General features: G+C 47.8%; 16 protein-coding genes. 12 read left to right on the top strand and 4 right to left on the bottom strand.

The features are described from left to right. Positions 1-242: 242 nt before the first annotated feature. The 3 genes from MHN33_RS03705 to MHN33_RS03695 all read left to right on the top strand — a co-directional run bounded on the left by MHN33_RS03705 (position 243) and on the right by MHN33_RS03695 (position 4,130). Positions 243-1,247, top strand: coding sequence for a substrate-binding domain-containing protein (locus tag MHN33_RS03705; protein WP_239395587.1), 1,005 nt, complete (start codon positions 243-245; stop codon positions 1,245-1,247). A 156-nt stretch (positions 1,248-1,403) separates the two neighbouring features. Beyond that, positions 1,404-2,639: an MFS transporter gene (locus tag MHN33_RS03700; protein WP_239395577.1), complete on the top strand. Its 1,236-nt coding sequence runs from the start codon at positions 1,404-1,406 to the stop codon at positions 2,637-2,639. A gap of 9 nt (positions 2,640-2,648) precedes the next feature. After that, positions 2,649-4,130, top strand: a complete 1,482-nt coding sequence (locus MHN33_RS03695) for a trehalase family glycosidase (protein WP_239395575.1) — start codon at positions 2,649-2,651, stop codon at positions 4,128-4,130. 35 nt (positions 4,131-4,165) lie between these two features. Here MHN33_RS03695 and MHN33_RS03690 read toward each other — a convergent pair whose 3' ends face one another. Next, a complete protein-coding gene (locus MHN33_RS03690; protein ID WP_239395573.1) occupies positions 4,166-4,441 on the bottom strand; it encodes a hypothetical protein in 276 nt (91 codons plus the stop codon). Positions 4,442-4,633: 192 nt separating this feature from the next. On the opposite strand from MHN33_RS03690, the gene MHN33_RS03685 reads away from it, so the two are divergent. From MHN33_RS03685 to MHN33_RS03665, 5 genes are all read left to right on the top strand, one after another. Beyond that, positions 4,634-5,656, top strand: a complete 1,023-nt coding sequence (locus tag MHN33_RS03685; protein WP_239395571.1) for a WD40 repeat domain-containing protein — start codon at positions 4,634-4,636, stop codon at positions 5,654-5,656. Between the two features lie 180 nt (positions 5,657-5,836). Continuing rightward, on the top strand, positions 5,837-6,826 hold the full coding sequence (locus tag MHN33_RS03680) for a hypothetical protein (RefSeq protein ID WP_239395569.1): 990 nt from the start codon (positions 5,837-5,839) through the stop codon (positions 6,824-6,826). Positions 6,827-6,839: 13 nt separating this feature from the next. After that, on the top strand, positions 6,840-7,613 hold the full coding sequence (locus MHN33_RS03675) for a nuclease-related domain-containing protein (RefSeq protein ID WP_239395567.1): 774 nt from the start codon (positions 6,840-6,842) through the stop codon (positions 7,611-7,613). A 111-nt stretch (positions 7,614-7,724) separates the two neighbouring features. Further along, the gene (locus MHN33_RS03670) at positions 7,725-8,615 is read left to right on the top strand and encodes a cation diffusion facilitator family transporter (RefSeq protein ID WP_239395565.1); all 891 of its coding nucleotides are present in this window, start codon (positions 7,725-7,727) and stop codon (positions 8,613-8,615) included. A 197-nt stretch (positions 8,616-8,812) separates the two neighbouring features. Further along, positions 8,813-11,575 carry a hybrid sensor histidine kinase/response regulator gene (locus MHN33_RS03665; protein WP_239395563.1) on the top strand — a complete coding sequence of 921 codons (2,763 nt, stop codon included), beginning with the start codon at positions 8,813-8,815 and terminating at the stop codon, positions 11,573-11,575. Here MHN33_RS03665 and MHN33_RS03660 read toward each other — a convergent pair. After that, the gene (locus MHN33_RS03660; protein WP_239395554.1) at positions 11,572-16,068 is read right to left on the bottom strand and encodes an EAL domain-containing protein; all 4,497 of its coding nucleotides are present in this window, start codon (positions 16,066-16,068) and stop codon (positions 11,572-11,574) included. The two genes, MHN33_RS03665 and MHN33_RS03660, sit on opposite strands and share 4 nt — an antisense overlap. Positions 16,069-16,400: 332 nt before the next feature. Between MHN33_RS03660 and MHN33_RS03655 the strand changes: the two genes are divergently transcribed. Further along, the gene (locus MHN33_RS03655) at positions 16,401-16,595 is read left to right on the top strand and encodes a (2Fe-2S)-binding protein (RefSeq protein ID WP_010380974.1); all 195 of its coding nucleotides are present in this window, start codon (positions 16,401-16,403) and stop codon (positions 16,593-16,595) included. 59 nt (positions 16,596-16,654) lie between these two features. Here MHN33_RS03655 and bfr (MHN33_RS03650) read toward each other — a convergent pair whose 3' ends face one another. Together bfr (MHN33_RS03650) and bfr (MHN33_RS03645) are read right to left on the bottom strand one after the other, a co-directional pair. After that, on the bottom strand, positions 16,655-17,119 hold the full coding sequence (gene bfr / locus MHN33_RS03650; protein WP_239395543.1) for a bacterioferritin: 465 nt from the start codon (positions 17,117-17,119) through the stop codon (positions 16,655-16,657). A 9-nt stretch (positions 17,120-17,128) separates the two neighbouring features. Further along, complete coding sequence (bfr, locus tag MHN33_RS03645; protein ID WP_010380979.1) at positions 17,129-17,599, bottom strand: bacterioferritin; 471 nt, start codon at positions 17,597-17,599, stop codon at positions 17,129-17,131. 353 nt (positions 17,600-17,952) lie between these two features. Here bfr (MHN33_RS03645) and MHN33_RS03640 point away from each other — a divergent pair, with 353 nt between their 5' ends. The 3 genes from MHN33_RS03640 to MHN33_RS03630 all read left to right on the top strand — a co-directional run bounded on the left by MHN33_RS03640 (position 17,953) and on the right by MHN33_RS03630 (position 20,706). Continuing rightward, positions 17,953-19,311, top strand: a complete 1,359-nt coding sequence (locus tag MHN33_RS03640) for an AlkA N-terminal domain-containing protein (RefSeq protein WP_239395532.1) — start codon at positions 17,953-17,955, stop codon at positions 19,309-19,311. A gap of 27 nt (positions 19,312-19,338) precedes the next feature. Beyond that, positions 19,339-19,803, top strand: a complete 465-nt coding sequence (locus MHN33_RS03635) for a methylated-DNA--[protein]-cysteine S-methyltransferase (protein WP_239395530.1) — start codon at positions 19,339-19,341, stop codon at positions 19,801-19,803. Positions 19,804-19,935: 132 nt separating this feature from the next. Further along, complete coding sequence (locus tag MHN33_RS03630) at positions 19,936-20,706, top strand: amino acid ABC transporter substrate-binding protein (protein WP_239395528.1); 771 nt, start codon at positions 19,936-19,938, stop codon at positions 20,704-20,706. The last annotated feature ends 16 nt before the right edge of the window (positions 20,707-20,722 follow it).

The raw sequence follows: 20,722 nt of genomic DNA, 5'->3' as shown, positions 1-20,722 counted from the left end.
AAGGATGCACGCGGCGTCATTTTAAAATAGAACGTTATGCAAACGTTTGCAATAGGGTGTTTGCAACTTTTTTGGCCCACTTCAGCAAACCTGTTACTGGACCGATGAGTACTTAAATGCGTTCAGAAAAGGTAAGACAGGTGAGTAAACGCTGCGCTATAATGCAGTTTACGGACATTGACACTGTCTTTAAAATTAATATATTCAACTTGTTACAATAGTTCTTTGGTGGTGCGGTAAAGATGCAGTCAAAAAAAATGAAACTCGCGGACTTGGCAAAACTGGCTGGCGTGTCGACGTCTACCGCATCGCGGGCACTGAATAATAATCCGCTGATCAAAGAGGAAACCCGCAATAAGTTGCAGGCGCTGGCGAAAAAACACAACTTCAGTCTTAATGCTGCAGCCAGCCGTCTCAGATTACAAAAAACCAATGTTATTGCGGTGCTGATCAACTTCGATGCTGAGACGGAGCAATCAATTGATGACCCTTTTTTACTTAAAGTGGTGAGTGACATCAATCTGGCGGTCAATCAACAGGGCTATGAGCTGCTGCTGTCAAATTCTTATATGGCTGGGGATGACTGGCACGGCTATTTCATCGATGGCCGCCGCGCCGATGGGGTGATTGTGGTTGGCCAGGGTAAACAGCAGGCACGTATCGAACGGGCGGCAAGTGCGGGCACGCCTTTGGTAGTGTGGGGCGACCCTAAAACTGAAGGGGATTATCCAATTGTCGGCAGTGACAACTATCAGGCGGGCTGTACGGCAACCCAGCATTTACTGGATCAGGGCGCACGCCGATTGATGTTTATAGGCGACCCGGCCCATGCGGAGCTGGCAGAGCGCTATCGTGGCTATTGCCATCAGATAGATAAAACACCTGACGCAACGGCCTCGTTACTGAAAATCGACATTACCAGTCAGGCTGCGTATGACGTGATTAACCAGACTTTGCTTAGCGAAGGCCTGAGCTTTGATGGTATTTTTGCCTGTAGTGATATGGTTGCTCTGGGCGCAATGAAAGCTCTGAAAGAACGCTATGTCAGTATTCCCAATGATGTTCGCATTGTTGGGTTTGATGATATTGCGATGGCGGATATCAGCTCGCCGTCACTGACCACAATTAAACAAAATACCCGTCTGGCCGGGCAAGTGCTGGTCGACAAGTTACTGGCTCAATTGCATGGCGATAAGCCGCAGCCCACCCAGCTGGATGTGGAGCTGATTAAACGTCAGTCGAGCTGAGTGTTGCTGGGCCGGTTAGCACCGTAACTATCGGGTGCCCCCACGGCTGCCTCTGTAAACGAACCGAGCAAATTTTAAATTTTAAATTGCAAACGATTGCAAAAATAAATTGGCACGGCTAGACTGACTGTTATTGAATGGTTACAGAGTACCTTTATGAAGCACACCAGAGTCGTGGTGGCCATGGCGGCCTGCTACTTTTTGTTTGCGATTTTGCTCAACAGTGTCGGCACTGTCATATTGCAGGCGATCAACACCTTTGACGTGTCAAAAGCTCAGGCTGCCAGCCTGGAGGGCTTTAAAGACATACCCATCGCCATTGTATCTTTCCTTGTTGCCTCGTTTATTCCACGCATTGGTTATCGGCTGGCGCTGCTGGGGGCGCTATTTGTGGTCTCAGTTATGTGTCTGCTCACCCCTGTGCTTGGGGCATTCTGGGCATTAAAAGCCTTATTCGCCAGCGTTGGCTGTGCCTTTGCCATAGTCAAGGTGACAGTGTATGCGCTCATTGGCCAGGTCACAGAGGATGCAAAGGGGCACTCCAGCTTGCTCAACACCATTGAAGGCTTGTTTATGGTGGGCGTGCTCAGTGGTTACTGGATCTTTGCGGCGTTTATCGGTGAGCAGGCCGATTCGTTGTCCTGGCTTAATGTCTACTACCTGCTTGGCGCGCTGACGCTGGTCACGGCTCTGTTGGTGCTCAGTGCACCGATGAAAAAGCCACAACACAGTAACGAACTGCCTCTGAAAGACGAGTTTATGGGTATGCTGAGACTGGCATATCAGCCCCTGGTGCTGGTGTTTGTGCTGTCGGCATTCTTATACGTGCTCATAGAGCAGGGAGTAGGTACCTGGCTGCCCACATTCAACAATCAGGTTTTAAATTTACCGGTTGATATTGCGGTTCAGCTAACCAGTATTTTTGCTGCCAGTCTGGCGATAGGTCGCCTGCTGGCAGGTCAGTTACTCAAACATGTTCACTGGTACAGCCTACTGAATGTGTGCCTGATCGGCATGGCGGCACTGGTGTTGCTGACCTTACCTATGACTGAAAACCTTGAACCACGTGCGGTGAATAGCCTGTTTGATGCGCCGCTTGCGGCCTACCTGATGCCTTTGATTGGCCTGTTGATGGCACCCATTTACCCGGTGATTAACTCAGTGATGCTGAGCAGTCTGGCCGAGCGCCTGCATGCCCCAATGACCGGTCTGATAGTGGTTTTCTCGGCTCTGGGTGGCACCACTGGCTCGCTGATCACCGGGTTTGTATTTGAATACATCGGCGGCCAGCAGGCGTTTTATCTGTCTCTGATCCCCATGTTCGGCATTGCCATTACGTTATTTTTGTTTAAGCGACGCGCTCAGGCACAGACCAGCGCTTGCGCACTTTAGGAGTTCCCGATGCAGTTTGAACAGTCAAACTTGTTTAAAGCGGTGCAAATGCAGGCCATTTTTTCCGACAGTAAGCACTTTGCCGATGCCATTCCAAAAACCAGCTGGGAGCAGGCTTGCACTCTGTATGATCGCGAGATGCCAGAGGACCTGGCGGCCTTCGTTGCCCAACACTTTGAGTTTGCGCCGCAACCTGAGCTGGCGGCACTGCATGCGAAATCGGTTAAAGACTATATCAGCCAGTTATGGGTACGTCTTGAGCGTGCACCACAGGCGGGCAATGCCTCGTCATTACTGGATTTGCCTGCGAGCTATACTGTTCCCGGCGGTCGCTTTAATGAAATTTACTACTGGGACAGTTATTTTACCGCGCTGGGACTGTTGGATGCCGGTCGTACCGATCAAGTGTCTAACATGCTCGATAATTTTGTCAGCCTGATAGCGCGCATTGGTCATGTGCCCAATGGCAATCGCAGTTATTACACCAGTCGCTCGCAGCCGCCAGTGACCGCGCTGATGGTGTCTTTGCTGTGGCAAACGCATCATCAGGACCAGGCCTGGCTAAAAAAAGTAACCGAAGCGTTACAAGCCGAGCACGCTTTTTGGATGGCAGACAGTGAAAAACTCAACGACCAGCTGAGTGAAAGTCGACGGGTTGTGCGTATGCCCTGCGGTGGCGTGATGAACCGGTTCTGGGATGACTGTGCGCAGCCGAGACCTGAGTCTTATAAAGAGGACATTGAGGCCGCCGAGATGCTGGAGCCTGAGCATCGTGCTATGTTCTATCGAAATATTCGTGCCGCCTGCGAATCGGGCTGGGATTTCAGCAGCCGCTGGCTGGATGACCCCGAGCAACTGTGCAGTATCAATACGGTGCAACGTATCCCTGTCGATCTGAATGCGCTGTTGCAGCAACTGGAGTGGCAGCTCAGTGAGTGTTATGCCGCGCTCGGCCAGGCTCAGCAAAGTGCTTATTTCCTGCAACTGACTCAACAGCGCAAGCGTCTGATCCAGGCCTATTTATGGGACAAAGAGCAGGGCTGGTTTATGGACTATCATATTGCTTTGCAAACACGCAGTCAGGTAATGTCACTGGCTGGGGTTGTGCCACTGTTTTTGGGTATGGCCAGCCAACCGCAGGCCGAAGCTATGGTGCAGCGACTGGAGCAAGACTTTCTAAAAGCGGGCGGGCTTGTCACCACGCTGACCGATACCACACAGCAATGGGACAGTCCAAATGGCTGGGCACCACTGCAATGGTTTGCGGTCAATGGCTTGCTAAACTACGGGTATCAGAAGCTGGCAACCAGTATTGCCAGACGCTGGCTTGCGATGCTGGAGCGCGATTTTGAACAGCACGGTTGTTTGCTTGAAAAGTACAATGTGGTCGAGCCTGGTGTGCGAGCCGGTGGCGGTGAATACCTGGTTCAACAAGGCTTTGGCTGGACCAATGGCGTGACCAGTCGTTTATATCAGTTGCTGGAAAACTAACAGGCTTGCCATGCCACTTGCTGTGGCATGGCGCCTCACCCATCCATAAATACAAGCCGTACGATAATGGCTCCGAGTACGATAAAAAACAACACCAATTCGAGCCTGTAAACAACGGATCTGGCCTCTCTGTCAGCCTTGTTTTTGGCAATTTCCTTCTTTATATTGACTTCTTCAGGGTGCTTTTTCTCATACGCCTGATTGGCTTTTTGGGCAAATTGTTTGCGCTTGTCCGGACTGAGCGTTTTTTTCAGGGCTGAGCTATGGTCGGTAACATGACCTTTAGCTGAACGCTTTGGTGGGCTAGGCATAGGAACCTCCTGAACAGACACCTTAGACCAAGTATAGCGCCTAATGCAAAAGACTGGCAGCATACTCTGCTGCCAGGGGAAATAAGAGACGCTGCCTGATGAACCAGTTCTCGGCAAGCAGGTCAAAAGGTATACGTTTGGTTGATATTTGTACATTACAGCAGATTACATGAGAGACGGGAGGTGATCCGGGTGGCTCAATTTGCAACACATCTGTTTGTTGGCCTGGTTGTGCTGACCGTGGTTGGTTTAGGCGGTTGCGATGCCGCCCATCAGAACAATGACACTCAGCTGATTAATTTGCGACACAGTGCAGTACAGGGCCAGTTCTCAGTCGATGGCAATTATGTCGTTTTGCATAATCCGGGCGATAAGCTGGCCGTTTTTGATGTTGCAACTCAGACTCGCTTGTTTGAAAGAGTTGACCCTATTACTCAACCGGTCAATGCAAAAGGTAAAATACTGGCGTTCAGTCTTAGTGAAGATAACAGGCTGCTGGCGATAGGCTATCGCACATCGGTTGAATTGTGGGACGTCGAACAGGGTAAGCAGTTAGGAACTGTGACGGTTCACCCTACCTCAGAGCTGGCAAAAATATCGGTAATGCGTTTGTATAATCGCCCTCATTTATTACTGGTTGGCTTAAACGATGGCACCGTTAACGTGCTGGACCTGGATAATCAGTTGGTCAAAAAAGCCAGGTATCACGACAGCAAAGTGGTGCACATCGCAATGAGTGCACAAGGTCAGAGTGTACTCAGTGCGGGGCACGATGGTCAGATATTGCTTTACGATGCACACACTCTGGCAACAAAACGTCGTTTTACTTTTGACAGACGCATTACCAGTGTGGTTCAAAGTCCTGACGAAGCGCGACTGTTTGCATCTGATGCGCTCAATGAGCAACGCATTTTCTCTATTTACTCAGACGCTGAATACGATGTTAACTTGCGCTACCCGGAGCGATTTAGATGGTTCAGGGCCGCAGCCTTTAGCGCAGATCAGCGATATTTGGCGACGGGCTCAACTAAAGCCTGGTGGACTTTATGGGACACACAAAACGGTCAGGAAATTGGCGCTTATTACATAAAGGCCCAGAGTCGTGATGCAACCATTCTTGATATGTATACGAATTCTCAGGGCGAACTGCGCACTCTGAGCAGTGATGGTTTTATAGAGTTTTGGCAGATCAGCACCTTACTACAGCGTGATTAAGGGATGGTGTGGTTCTTGCTGCAGGTACCTCAGGTAGGGTGTAATTGAGATGTAATAGAAGCAGGTGCAACGGTTGGTTAAGCTAGTCAACCTCGTAGCCAGGTGAAAGCCGAGGCGTACTTTTTACTCTCAACGATTACACGTATAATGGCGGTTTTTAGTGGTGTCACGAGTAGAATTATGTGGTTAAGGGGAATGCTGGTCCTGATATGTGTGCTTGTATTAAGTGCATGTAATGAAGAGATCCAGCTTAGTAAGGGCAATGTTGGCAGACTGAATGACAGTGGCATTGTAATGGGCCATTTTTCAAAAGATGGTACAAAGCTAGTAACATTTGACAATCAAAAACAAATTCAGGTTTGGGATGTTGCTACTCAACAAACAGAGTTCACAGTGCCTGAAGATAAAACCCCTGAGTTTGTGCGAGATATTGCGCTGTCTGAAGACCTGCAGATGCTGGTGATTGCCAGCGAGACCGAACTGGCTTTTTGGTCACTGAGTAAAGGTAAGTTGGTCACCAAGGTGGCATTTGGCGGCGTGACCCCCGGTGCGGTGATCACAGCCATGGCTATATCCCCGAAAAATGATAAAGCCATTGTCGCTATGGCTGACGGCACGATTAATATGGCCGATTTGCATACCCAGATAAATAATCGTTTTGCGCCGCATTCCCGGCCGGTTCAACATGTGTTCTGGGATGATAAAGGCGAGTTATTTGTAACCGGGGCGCAGGACGGCAAACTGGCATTGTGGAAATTTGGCTCTGCTGAGCCTATTTTTATGAAAGAGTTTGATCACCGGGTGACCAGTGTGGCTGTGCGCGACGATTTTTCAGCCTTATTTGCTTCTGATGCATTGAACGAGCAGGTTGTTACATCACTGGCCGACGGACAAAGTATCAGCGAATTACAGTATATGTCGCGTTTTAAAGTATTTCGTAAAGCTCTGTTTATTAAGGGCAGTAAACTACTTGCAACCTCTTCGTCTAAATCGCATTTGAGTATCTGGAATACGCAAAGTGGTGAAGAGTTAGGAACCTGGCAAATTAGCTTTATTCACGATGGTGCGACCATAGTGGACATGTATGCTGCGGATAACCACACGCTCCTGACACTAAGTAGTGATGGTATATTGGAGGCGTGGACACTTAACGCACTGGCTCAACGCTAAAGAAGGTGAAGGCATGAATAGATGGATTTTGGCTTGCTTCTTGATTGTTTGCAGTGGTCTGGCGAACGCGCTGGCTATGCCTGATATTGCAGCAGCGGAAGACCTGAACGGACATTCGCTCAGTGCAGCGCATCAGGAAAATCAGTTGGTCGAGGCTGAAGTTACACAGTATGCTGTGTCAGACTTTACAGTGCTTAACCTGGTTGCATTGTGCTTTGTGACTTATCTGGCGTGGACAGTCGGTCGTTATGTGTTTTTACGTAAACGCGATGCCGATAAAGCTGCGGCAGACAGACTGAAATGGCAGGTTTATCAGAGCCTGACCACATCATTGGATGCGAAAAACTACACGATACTTAGCCGTCATCTATATCCCAATCAGCTTGATGCGTTATCTCTGGATTGTGTGGTGTTGTCGCCATTCGGCGTTTTTGTTGTCGTTGTGGCTGAACAAAGCGGCCTGGTAGTCGTTGAAACGGATAGCCAGGTCTGGCCTTGTCGGCATAAAAACAAAACACACTATCTTGCAAACCCACTGACGGCAGCAGCACAGCGAGCTTCAACACTGGCTGGCGTGTTAAACACGCCATTTGGTGTGCGTTGGGTCGTGGTGTTTCCGGATGATGCAGAGTTTAGCCCAACCCGACCAACGGATTGCTGTAAAGTGAGTGAAGTGTCTTTGGATATCCTCAGGTATACCCGTTGTCAGTTTAGCCATGAGCAGGTCCGCCTGTTTGAGCAGGCAGTGTTAAGTTATTCAGAGCTGCATAAACGACTGAGTGCCTGATTTATATTACCTGTTGCTGACATTTTTGATGCGCAGCTGTTGAAATCAGGGTACAATTGCGACTCTTTATCATTTCCCCAGCTGTATTTTATAAGGCATTAAACTGCTCGAATGACCGATCTGACAACACACCAAGCGTCTCGTAATCGACTTCTAATTGCACTTGCACTCACATGTACCTTTATGATAATTCAGGTTGTAGGTGCGTATTACGCCAATTCATTGGCGGTGCTAGCCGATGCCGGGCATTTATTTGTGCACAATAGTTCTCTGCTTATTGCGCTAATCGCTTCAGCTGTCGCAATTAAGTTAGCGAAAACCTACAATGACGGATATAAGAAAGCCGAGTATACCGGCGGTCTGTTCAATGGGTTACTGTATTTATCCATCGCAGCGATCATTTTGCTTGAAGGCGGCGAGCGACTTGGACATCACGCGCAAGGGCACGATCTCCATGTAAATGCCTTTGCTATGTCAAGCATTGCAGCCGTGGGATTTTTGTTTCACGGTGCATCGGCCTGGGTGTTATATAAAGGGCGTAAAGACAGTATCAATGTGTACGCTGTTTTTTTACATTCCTTTTTTGATTTACTGTCTACTATCTCCACCTTTGTGGCTGGCGTACTGATCCACCTCACTAATTGGCAGGTGATCGACATTGTTTCGAGTATGCTGATCTCCGTGTTTGTCTTGTTTACCGGTATCAAGGTCATTTATACCTGCATCCAGGGGCTGACAGAAAAGACGCAAATGTTACCGGCTGTCGACAAGCTGGAGCGGTTAATCTTGTCGACCGAGCATGTTGAGAGTGTACACAATGTCACGGTTACTATGCTGGACAGTCAGTTAACGGTTGGCGCGCACATTGTACTTAAACACCATTGTACGATTGAAATGCATGATGAAGCATGTCGTTTAGAGGTAGAACGGGCGTTGGTAAATACCTATGCCGTCAAACAATGTGTTTTACAAATAGAAAGTCACGATTGTCCCGACCACTAAACTTGGCAAAACTCAGTTTTTCCTTTACTTTTTAACAGTATCAATAAAATAAAAATTATCAGTCAGCGTAAATCTGGTGGCCTGAGTTTAAATAATGCAGGCAATGACCAGATAGCTGGCTGGAACACCAGAGCTTTGCTGCAGTGATATCGTGTCTTTGGGTTCTGTGAGTGTTGAGATAAAGAGGAGCCTGAGTATTGTTCGGGAAAATAGCTGCATTACCTAAGATCGCAATAGCGGTTGTGCTCGGGTTGTTGGGTGGTTTTGCTAACCTGCTCCCGTTATGGTTCCTGGATAGTTCCGAGTTTCTGCTGGGTCAGTTGTTCGTTATTCTCGCGCTGATGTCATTGGGTTGGCGCTATGCCTTATTGTGTGTGGCGATTGGTGCCGCGTTTATATTTTACCGTTGGGGCCACTGTTGGCCCTCTATGGTGTTTTTGCTGGAAATTGCCTGGTTACAGATCTTTTGTGTCAGGCCCAATAAGCCCTTGTTTATGCGGGGCCTGGCCTTTTGGGCATTGTTCGGGATCCCATTACTTTTCTTGTTTGGTAAGTTTGCCCTGGATCTCAACCTGCTGGTGATCATGACCGCACTGGCCAAATACTTTATCAATGCCGCCATTTGTCTGGTTATTGTCGATCTGTTGTCGTTATTCTTATTTAAGCAGTTGTGGCAAGCCAAGCCGCTCTATCGCATTTTGAATTATATGATCAGTCATCTCATTATTCTGGTAGTGCTGGTGACCACTATCATGCTGACCAACAGCCACTACGAGCGCATCGAATTTGAAGTGCGGGCGCAGCTAAGCGATGTGGCAAACACAACAGCGCAACGTATTGACAGCTTTTTGGGCAACCATCGCCGGGCGCTCGCGGACGCCGCGCACAATATCGAAGCCGGGCTGGACCCGCAGCAAACGATCACCCGGCTGGTTGAGTCATATCCGAATATTCGTACTGCTATTTCAGCAGATGCAAGTGGGCTGGTTAGCCATTTTTATCCCGATACACTGAGGACGAGCCTGGCCGGAGAAGTGCCGGCTGTATCTGATCGTCAGTATTTTATCCAGGCGCCGTATTACCCCAATGGCTTTGTGTCTGGTATTTTCCGTGGCAGAGGGTTTGGTGATGATTCAATTGTCGCCATCTCTGCACCAATTTATAATGAGGGAGACTTTGCCGGCATTGTAGAAGGCTCGGTATTTTTTAATACATTTGAGCAGTTTATTCCCCGGGTCTTGTCGCATATGGGGCACCTGATGATCCTCGACAGCGACAACAAGGTGGTATTTAGCTCCTTAAAGTCTGATTTTAATACCCTGGATGCGCTTGATGAAGCAACGTTGAATTCGCTCACGAATGACGATCTGAATCTGTATATTGGTAAAACGGAAGAGGTATTTTATCGTCGTAGTGTGCGTTCAGAGCAGTTTAGTTGGCAGGTAATTAGTCTCATCGAACGCAAGTATGTCAATATGGCGGTTGCGTCGGCCTGGGGACAGTCTTTTTTTCTTGCCCTGTTTATAATCGCACTTAGCAGCGTATTAGTGAGCAAACTAACCCGGATGCTGATCAATCCGATGCATGACTTAAGTAGCCGTTTGAACGGGTTTGATCCTGCCAGCCGTAATGATGATTTGTCACCCCGTGAGGAAGCGACTTTTCTTGAAGTGATCACGTTGCAACAGCAGTTTACCCAGCTTGCATTTAAACTCTCGATGAGTTTTAAAAAGTTACAAAAGGCGAACCAGGAAAACCAGTCTCTAAACGCACAGCTCAAGAATTTTAACGCCCAGTTAGAGAGCCAGGTTCAGGAAAAGACGGAAGAACTGATCGATGCGCTGGACAGGGCAAATAAAGCCAGTTCGGCAAAAAGCCTGTTCTTAGCAAATATGAGCCATGAAATTCGTACACCACTTAACGGTATTATTGGTATGACCGCAGATATGCAGCGTCAAACTCATGAACCATCGGTTGCAGAGTCTTTGCAGATTATCTATCAGTCGGCACATAACCTGTTGCTGATCCTGAACGATATCCTTGATTACTCTAAGATAGAGGCGGGCGCGCTGGCACTGGACCGACACGATGTGGAATTTCGTAGGATGTTACGGTCGCTGACAACGTCATTTTGCAAAACCGGCATGAAAACAGCCGTAGTTTTTAGTTATGAGGTGGCGGATGCTGTGCCGCAATATCTAAAACTGGATGAGCTGCGGGTAACACAAATTATCAACAATTTGCTCAGTAATGCAGGTAAGTTTACTGAGCGAGGTAGTATTAAACTCACTGCCAGTTACTATGACGAGGCTTTACACATAGCTATCGCTGACACCGGTGTAGGCATTGCGCAGGAAAAACAGAAACTGCTGTTTGGCGAATTTATTCAGGCAGATGTGTCAACAACGCGCAAATACGGTGGTACCGGCCTTGGATTGACAATATGTAAACGCCTGGCAGAAGCAATGGGTGGCTCCATTAAGCTTGATAGCGCCTGGGGGAAAGGCAGTACGTTTACGGTGATTATTCCTGCGCTGGCCGGAGAGGCTCAGCACGAAGAGACGCAACATGTCAGTGCACCTGACTTGAGCGGGCTGAATGTATTACTGGTCGAAGACAACCCAATAAACCAAATAGTTGCAGCAAAATTGATGGAGCATACCGGCTGCAGCCTGACCAAAGCCAATGATGGCCTGGACGCGTTAACCATTTTAGAAGGCGCACGGATCCCATTGATCCTGATGGATTGTCAGATGCCAAACATGGATGGTTTTGACTGTACGCGCCGGATCAGACAAAACCCCAACCTGTATGGCTCACCCTATATTGTCGCTATTACGGCTAATGCCTTTAACGAGGATAAAGTGAAATGTCTGCAAGTAGGAATGGATGACTTTGTTTCTAAACCCATAGAGCCTGACGCGCTGTACCAGTGCCTGATACGCTGGCAAAACCGTTAGCTCACTTCGGCTACATCAGGCGGATATTGTTCCGCTAACCCGCTGGCGTTCAAAGGCTTGGAAAAATAATACCCTTGCATGTATTCGCAGCCCAGATCCCGAAGAAAGCTGACTTGCTGGGCCGTTTCTACGCCTTCTGCAATACACGCCATATTAAGATTTTGCGCCAGCATATAGATGGTTTTCACAATGGAGCGGTTGTGTGGGTGGGTTTCCAAAGTACGAATAAAACTCTGATCGATTTTGATAATGTCGATGGGAAACTGGCTTAGGTAAGTGAGCGAAGAATAGCCTGTGCCAAAGTCATCTAACAGCAGTGTAAATCCAAACTTCTTTAATTCGATCAGGGTTTTTCCTGCTTTATACCTGTCTGCCAAAAAGCTGGTTTCTGTGATCTCAAGTTTAAGCTGATGATTACTTAGTCCGAATTCTGCCACAATGGAGTTCAGTGATGTAGCGAGATTGTCGCGCATAATATGCTGAGGTGAGAGGTTCAACGACAGATAAAACGACGCCTGCTGGCGGAAGAATGGTGCGAGCTCCTCAAGCGCATGACGCAGCGCCTGCGTCGTCATTTGCTCAATTAAGCCTACTTCTTCTGCGATGGGAATGAACTCAGCGGGAGAAACCGACGTTGCCCCCAGTTGCCAGCGCATGAGCAGTTCTACGCCCGTCAGGGTATGATTAGTGGTGTTCACAATTGGCTGATAATGGTTGTAGAACTGGTTATCAGCAACGGCTTCTTTAAGTGCAGCTTCAAGACTCAGTTTTCTGCTCAGGTGTGCGTTCATCTCACTGGTAAAAAACTTAAAGCTGTTTCTGCCGCTCTGTTTTGCGCTCAGCATCGCAATATCCGCGTTGCGTAATAACCCTTCGGCCGTTTGTTCGTCAAAGGGGAATATCGCCACTCCAATGCTGGCAGAAATACTCATGGAGATACCATCCACTTCGTATTTATCACACAAGGTGTTGATCATCTCCTGAACAAGAGTGGTGACCTGAGCAATGTCTTCGAAGTTTTTTACCAGCACAATGAACTCGTCGCCGCTCTGTCTGCCCAGAATGCAATGTTCATTGAGCACACTGTTGATCCGCTTGGTTACGGCGATCAGAAGTTGATCTCCTGCATAATGTCCGTAAGCATCATTGATGGGCTTAAATTTGTCGAGGTCAATAAACAACAGTGCGCAACCTGCGTTGTTCTTAGTTGCGTTATAAATTGCGAATTCAATGTGTTGTAGCATCAGGTTACGATTGGGCAAGTCGGTCAGAGCGTCAAAATTTGCAAGGTAGCGCAACTCACTTTGGGCTTGTTTTTGTTGCGACAAATCAGAGCCGACAATGACCAGAAACTCAATGTCACCTTGCTCATCAGCAACGGCATTGATACTGAGCTGCACTGTACTTTGACGCTGCTCATCAAAGATAATGTCGATTTCTTGTTTGATATTTTCTCTGGGCTGTATTTGCCTCAGCGCACCAAGCAATTGAGTGAGTTGTTGTCGTCCCAGAAGCTTTTTCAGTTTAGCCAGTGTCAGCTGCTCTTGAGGTTGCTGATTTCCCAGCCCTAAAGAGGCTGATAAACTCTGATTGACCGACAACAGTTGCAGGTTGCTGTCTAATATCAGTAGCCAGTCCTGGATTTGAGACAAGGCCTGAGCAAACATCGCAGCATTCAGCTGATGTGCTTTTTGCTCGGTAATATTGCTATAGATGCCGGACGCTCTGAGTGGGGAACCATGGGCATCCCATTCACTGACCTTGGCAATATCGTGATACCAGAGCCAGCCTTGCTGTTTTGAATGAATACGATAAGTGATAGAAAGCTGACTGTCAGGGGCTGCCAGAAAGCGTGCCCACTGCCGCTGCACCATCTCCAGGTCCTGAGGATGCACCTTATCAAAAAAAGCACTCAGACTGAGCTGCTTGCCCTGGTTAGCGCCCTGAGCATTGCCAAGCAAAGTGATTTGCTGAGTAGGTATATCCATACTCCACAACCCGCTTTGTGTTTTTTTAAGTGCCAGGTCGGTTTGGGCTTTGGCATGTGCCAGTTGTTCGTAGGTCTGGCGCAGAGCAAATTGCTTATGCTGGTGTTTACGGTACAAAGCTATCAGCAATCCAATCGCGAGCAAAACATAACTAACCATTGCCAGCGGTGTATTCCACCAGGCATGTTTGACCTCAAAATGTAGCTGGCTTTGTGCACGTGTTTCATCGCTGCCGGGTCTGAATTCAGACAGCGTCAGGGTATATTGTCCTGGTTTTAATGTATTAAAGAACAGGTAGTTATTCGGAACATGCTCAACCTCGACTGAAACTGGACCAGATAGGTGAGCGTGGACAAAATTACGCCGGACATTAAAAATATTGAACTGGCTGAATTCAAAGCGAAATCCCATATCGTTATATTCGAACTGCAAAGTCTGCCCCTGTAGCTGTGCCGGTGATGCCAGCATAGGTCTCGACATCAGTTGTACGTTAGAAAAGGCTAGTTGTTCTGTATCTGCCGGCAGGGTAAAAGCATTGGGGGCAAACTTCACTGCGCCGTTGGGGGTGCCAAATAGTAAATCGCCTGAATGCAGGACCTGGCTCGCTCCCAGGTTAAATTCATTGGTAACCAGTCCGTTGCGATGGTCAAAATGGGCAAGGCGCAATGTCTCTAAATCAAGTGAATAGAGTCCATTTTGACTGCTGATCCAAAGCTTGTTGTGTAAATCACGCTCCAATTCGTACAGGGTGTTGCTAGCCAGTCCCTGATTTTCAGTGATATGTATGATACGTTTGAAGTTGCCCGTTTCAAGTGCAATCAATCCCATTGAGTTGGTTGCCAGCCACAGTCGTCCCTGTCCATCCTGCATCCAGTCATTGACGAGTGGGTAGGCACTGTCAGGCGCTGTTTCTGCTTGCCATACGGGTGTGATCTGGTGACTACGTCGGTCGTAGCTGAGCAGTGCTGTGCTGCTGCTGAATAGTAACTCATAGGGCTTTTCTGGTCTGGCAGGCAGAAATAACAGGCTTTGCAGATCTTTGAGCTGTGCTTCAAGCTCTTCCACTCTGGTGACCGTTTGTAAAGCAAGGTCATACAGGAAAATATTGTGATGGGTGTGAAACAGCAGTGTCCGTTGATCCAGCATTAACGACCCAACCAGGTGGTCATCGCCCGTTATGGCCTCGTTTGTGTTGGAGACAATGATATCTGTGGTTTGCCCGGTCAATTTATCAAATTGCTTCAGCCCGGCTCTGGTATCGAGCAGGAGGATATTGTCGGCCAGATAGGGAGAGCTATAGATGCGGTAGACGGCATGGCTGCCGTAGGCTGGTTTGCGGTTTGGGTCACGGAAATAACTTTGTTGCAGGGTTGAGTGTGGTGTCACAGAAAAGCGATGCAGTCCGTCATCGCTGCCCAACCAGAGTGAGCCATCGTTGCCTTGATGCACAGCCCAGATATTGTTGTTAAAATTATTATCGTGGGAAGCAAGCAACTTAAAGCGATATGCAGACGTTGGCCAGACAAAGGCCCCATTATTGTTGGACCCAAGCCATAAGTTTGCATGTTTGTCTAATAGCATGACGGGGATGGTATTTTGCGGTGTTAAGTAGCGGCTTTCATTGAAAGAGAAAAGCTGACTGGCACTGTGACGACGGCGGTCAAGCAGATATAACCCGGTGTCTGTGGCCAGGTACTCCCCATAGGGACCACGTTCATGAGCCCAAATGTTGAGCTGCGGCACAAGTTGATAAGCCAGATCGGATTGTAGTTGGCGGTCATGGCTTGGAATGGCAAACAAGCCTTCCACTGTACCTACAAACAATCCCAGTGCTGGGTCTTGCTTTAGCAATTTCACATTGTTATTGAGCGCAGACTGTTTGGTTGAACCTAAGTGGTTTATCAGAGTCAGTTGCTCGTTTTCGAGCTGAAACAGCCCAGACTCAGAGCCAATGAGCAAAGTATCGTGCCATGTCAGTAAGGTTCGGATATAAGCTGTACGGGGAAGTGTCGCCAGGCGTTTAGATTCGAGAGTTTGTGCATTGACGGTATATAGCACGTTTTCTATTGCAATCACGTAATTGTGCTCAAACTGGGCAACGGCGTTAACCGCGGCATCAGGTGCTATGCCTTGACGCCCTCCCTGATCAAACAATTTAACCAGAGAAAAGGTGTGGGTGTCGATTAAAAAAGCACCCGACTGGGCTGTTGAGACAAAGAGCTGATTATCACTAAGCAACTTGATGAGTAAGATATCACTAGCGGAAAATAGCGCTTGCCCCTGAAAAGGACTAAACTGGTTGCCGTCGTAACGATTCAGTCCCTGATGGGTGGCAATCCAGATGTACCCTTGTTTGTCCTGCACCAAACCAGTTACACTCGACTGAGATAGTCCTTCTTGTGTTGATAGGCGGCTTATTTGGTTTGCATAATAAGGATCTGCAACCACCAGGTGATGGTATATCAGTAAAAAAGACAATAATGCTGCTTGTAGCCAGTTGTTCATTCACTCTTTCCCGGGCGCACAACAGAGAACAGTCCTTTGATGCTTTTGTGCTGTCATAGTTGCTGAGACAAGCGTTGCTCAGGTTATGCTAATTATATCAATTTATAAGCCGAGCTGAACGAGATTTCGTAAAAATGACTCAGGTGGCTATTTTTTAGGTGAAAAAAAGGCGGGTCGAGTAAAAAACTAAGCTCTTGAACTAAAAGGCGTATAAAAATCCAATTCAATGCAACTACGAATTATTCTCATTATTTCTGTTTTTGTTGTTGATAACCATTTTTGTTTAGATTAAACTTATCTGCAGTTAAGGTTATTGAGAATGGTTTTCAGTTATGTATATCTGCATTTGCCACGGTGTAACGGATAAAAAAATCGCCGAGTCTATTGATGATGGGGCAAGATCTATGCGTGATTTGAGCAAAGAGCTGGGTGTAGGTTCACAGTGCGGTAAATGCTGTAATTGTGCAAAGAAAATACTGAATGAAAAGCTGATCGACATCGTTGATGTAACAGAGCAGGTTGCTTAATTTATTATTGGGTTAAAACCTCATTCTCAAAAAAAGGGCTGTTAAGCCCTTTTTTAGTATCACATCTGAGTCTGTAAGTAGTTCTCGATGCCAGTCACCTTAATTAGGTGCTGCTGAGTTTCCAGCCAGTCAATTTGCTCTTCCTGCTCGTTGAGGATATTATCCAGTGCTTCACGACTGATGTAATCCTGCTTTTCCTCACACAAAGCAATGGCGTGAACCAGCTCCCCTAAGGAGGCCTGTTCAAAAGCCATATTGGCTGCAATCATTTCTTCGCAATTTTCACCAATTTTGAGTCTCCCCAGATCCTGCAAGTTAGGCAAGCCCTCCAGAAACAGAATACGTTCAATCAAGCGGTCTGCATTTTTCATTTTCTGGATTGAGGTTTTGTAGTCTGCTTTGTCCAGCAGAGTAAACCCAAAATCTTTGAACATCCGGGCATGCAGGAAATACTGGTTGATACCTACCAGCTCGTTTGCCAATACGGTGTTCAGTGCACTAATGACAGCTTTATCGCCTTTCATAATGACTCCTTATGCCAGCTGGGATTGCAAATAATTTTGGATGCCGATTTTATCGATCAGCCCGATTTGCTGCTCCAACCAGTAAACATGGTCTTCTTCTGTATCAAACAGCAGTTTTTCGAGTACGGCACGTGACTGGTAGTCCTGTTCCTGCTCGCAGATCTTGATGGCTTGCTTAACGCTTTCTACCACTTCCAGCTCCAGTTTAAGATCGTTTTCCATCATGGATTTAACGTCACTACCGATCAGCAGGTCGCGGCGCTTGGTCATGTTTGGGACACCTTCAAGGAACAAGATACGCTTGATGAGCCAATCTGCGTGCGTAGTTTCTTCTTCCATTTCGTGATTAAGACGCTCATAAAGCTTATTCAGACCCCAGTCGTCATACATACGGGAATGAATAAAGTACTGATCAATGGCAGCCAGCTCATTGGCCAGTAGTGCGTTAAATGCATCGATTACCTGTTGCTTGCCTTGCATAAGTGTCACCTCAATTCGTTCTAAATTGACGCCAGTGTACGTATTTAATTTTCCGTGTCAACAAAAAATCTTTATAAATCAACATATTAACAAGTGATTATTATTCTCATTTCAGTTCAGTTTTTGGACTTTAAATAACAATCAAATGCAATAGGAGAGTAAGCGGCTTAAAAATTACGCCAAGCGTGAGTTGAGGCTATGTTTGTTGTGCCCGGTCATCACTATAAATTGTGCGTCAATGCGCGCATAATATATGTGCAATCTGGTCACTCCTTTGTATTGGGTTCCGAATATGGCCAGTATCAGGTCCCGATTGAGTTACACTGAGTCCGGGTCACACACAAGAGTAAAGTATGTTTTCCTCAGAAATTTGCGAAAAGGCACGAAAAAGCAGAGACGCTCGGTTCGATGGGTTGTTTTATGTGGCAGTGAAAAGCACCGGCATTTACTGTCGCCCAATCTGTCCTGCACCGGCGGCAAAAGAACACAATGTGGTTTATTATCAGCACGCGCATGCAGCAGCCCAGGCAGGCTTCAGGCCCTGTATTCGTTGTCGGCCTGACAGCGCGCCGGGTAGTTATGCCTGGATGGGCACGCAGACGACTGTGGTTAGAGCCAAGCGTATGATAGACAATGGTTTCCTAAGCAGTGCAAGTGTCGCGGAGCTGGCCGAAAAACTGGGGATCACGCCTCGTTATTTGGGCAAGTTATTTCAGCAGTATTATGGCATCGCGCCCAAGCAATATGCTTTGTTCAAACAATGCGATCTGGCAAAGCAACTGTTGCAGCAAACTGCGTTGCCGATTACTCAGGTAGCTTATGCCTGCGGGTTTAATTCCCTGCGTCGATTTAATGATGCTTTTAGCCGGCTACATCAGATAACACCTTCCAGCTTACGCCGAGGTGCACAGGCCTGTCGCCAGATTGAACTAATGATGGCATTCCGCCCACCATATAACTGGCTTTTGCTCAGAGAGTTTTTAGCGCACCGCCTGGTCACTGGACTGGAATGGTTAGACGACACTTCGTATGGTCGTAATTTTACCCTGGATGAGTACCAGGGGCGCTTTAGCGCTTACTTTGAAAAAGAACACAACCGCTTCAGAGTACTGATTGAAATGAACGACCTGAAAGGCCTACCTTTGGTGGTAAGTAATATTCGCCGTATTCTGGACCTGGATGCTGACGCCGTGTTTATCAACGCGCATTTGCAACAGCATTGCGATGGAGTTGTGCTGCAAGAGGGACTTAGGTTGCCGGGGATATGGACGCCGTTTGAGGCTGGCGTACGTGCTATACTGGGGCAACAGATCAGCGTGGTTGCGGCTAAAAACCTGATGATCCAGCTTGTGGAAGCACTGGGTGAGCCACTGCAAGATGGCAGCTATCAGTTTCCCGGTCCCGCTGAGATAGCGGCATCCGAGCTGGCGTTTTTTAAAATGCCTGAGCGGCGTAAACAGGCTATCATCGCGCTGGCACAGCACTATGTCAATGAGCCGGATTGCACCCCACAGTCCTGGTTAACAATCAAAGGTATTGGCCCCTGGACCGTAGATTATGCAAAAATGCGCGGCCTGAGCGCCCCTGATATTTACCTGGGCGGCGATTTGGGCGTGCGAAAAGCGGTGGATAAAGTCGGGGAGATAAATGAACCCGGTTGCGCCCCATTCAGAAGCTATCTGACTTTTCACTTATGGCAGCAACTCGCATAGGCACGTATTTATACACAGGAGCAAATTATGAAAGTTCAAACCACTTTAGCGAGCCCGGTTGGCGACGTTACCCTACAGGCGACGGATAAAGGGCTGAGTTATGTAGGCTTTGCGCCTAAATCCCGGTATCCAGATGGCAGCAATACTCACCTTGAGCGTGCCTGTGAGCAGTTAACTGAATACTTTGCAGGGCAACGCACTTGCTTTGATGTGGCGTTGGACACTCAGGGCACGCCTTTTCAGCAAGCTGTGTGGCAGTTACTGTGTCAAATTCCTTTTGGGGAAACGAATACTTACGGCTGGATGGCGAATAAGCTTGAAAACCCAAAGGCCGTGCGGGCGGTTGGTTCTGCCAATGGCAAAAACCCAATCAGTATCATAGTACCTTGCCATCGGATTATTGGTGCAAACGGTAAGTTGACGGGTTACGCCGGCGGGTTGGCGCGCAAATCCTGGCTCTTAGCCCACGAAGGGATAAAAATTACCCAGTAATGCAGGCTCGTCATAGCCAAGCCTACAGGTGGGTTATATAATAAGAGAAAGCCCGACTAAAAGTCTGTTTTAATGCGATTTACTGTTATTTCTTTGATATTTTTGCTGGTCTGCTGCCAGGTGGCTGCAAATGTGTCAATTAGGCTGTGTTATGAGGACAAGCATATTCCGCCATTTTTTCTGGGTAACGGGCTTGATGTGCCACAGGAAAATCCCGGCGCGACAATAGAGATTTTAAGACAACTCGAAACTCAGGTCGATGACGTACAGTTTCAGTTTGTGCGTAAACCCTGGCAGCGTTGCCTCTATGAGATCAAACGCAATCGTGTGGATGCCGTTATCGCCAGCTACCGCCAGTCACGGCAGGCGTTTTTGTCATATCCACTTAACGAAGATGGTTCTCCAAACACGCTAAGCTCCATCAGTCGGTTGGGCACTTGTCTGGTGGGTATGACGCAACTGCAAACTGCCATTTCTGAGCACACCTATCCAATCGACCTGGCAGTGCCAAGAGGGTACTCGGTGGCCGATTCGGTAGGCAGTGATAAATATACGATCCTGAATACCGATTCTCAAAGTGATGCTTTTGAGTTGGTACTCAAGGGCAAAGTACAAGGTACATTCGGTTTATGCCAGGTGGATGGTAAGGCGGTTGCGGCATTTCCGTATCGCAGACAGCTAAAAGCGGTATACCCACCACTGGATATCAGCTTTGGTTATCTGACTTTTTCTAAACAGTTCAGGGAGGAGCATGCCTCAACGGCACAAGCCCTGTGGTCTTCCTTAAGTACCACCGAGCTGCATCATATTTATATTGCTTACATTAATCGTCAAAGTTATCCGGGTGATGCCCAGGACAGCAGCAGGCTTCCTGCGCCGGCGCCCTGGCTGGTATTTGACTAGGCTGGCTTATTCGGTT

Source organism: Pseudoalteromonas sp. OOF1S-7, assembly GCF_022347765.1.
Taxonomy (GTDB): Bacteria; Pseudomonadota; Gammaproteobacteria; order Enterobacterales; family Alteromonadaceae; genus Pseudoalteromonas.
This window is presented reverse-complemented; position numbering and strand designations above follow the sequence as displayed.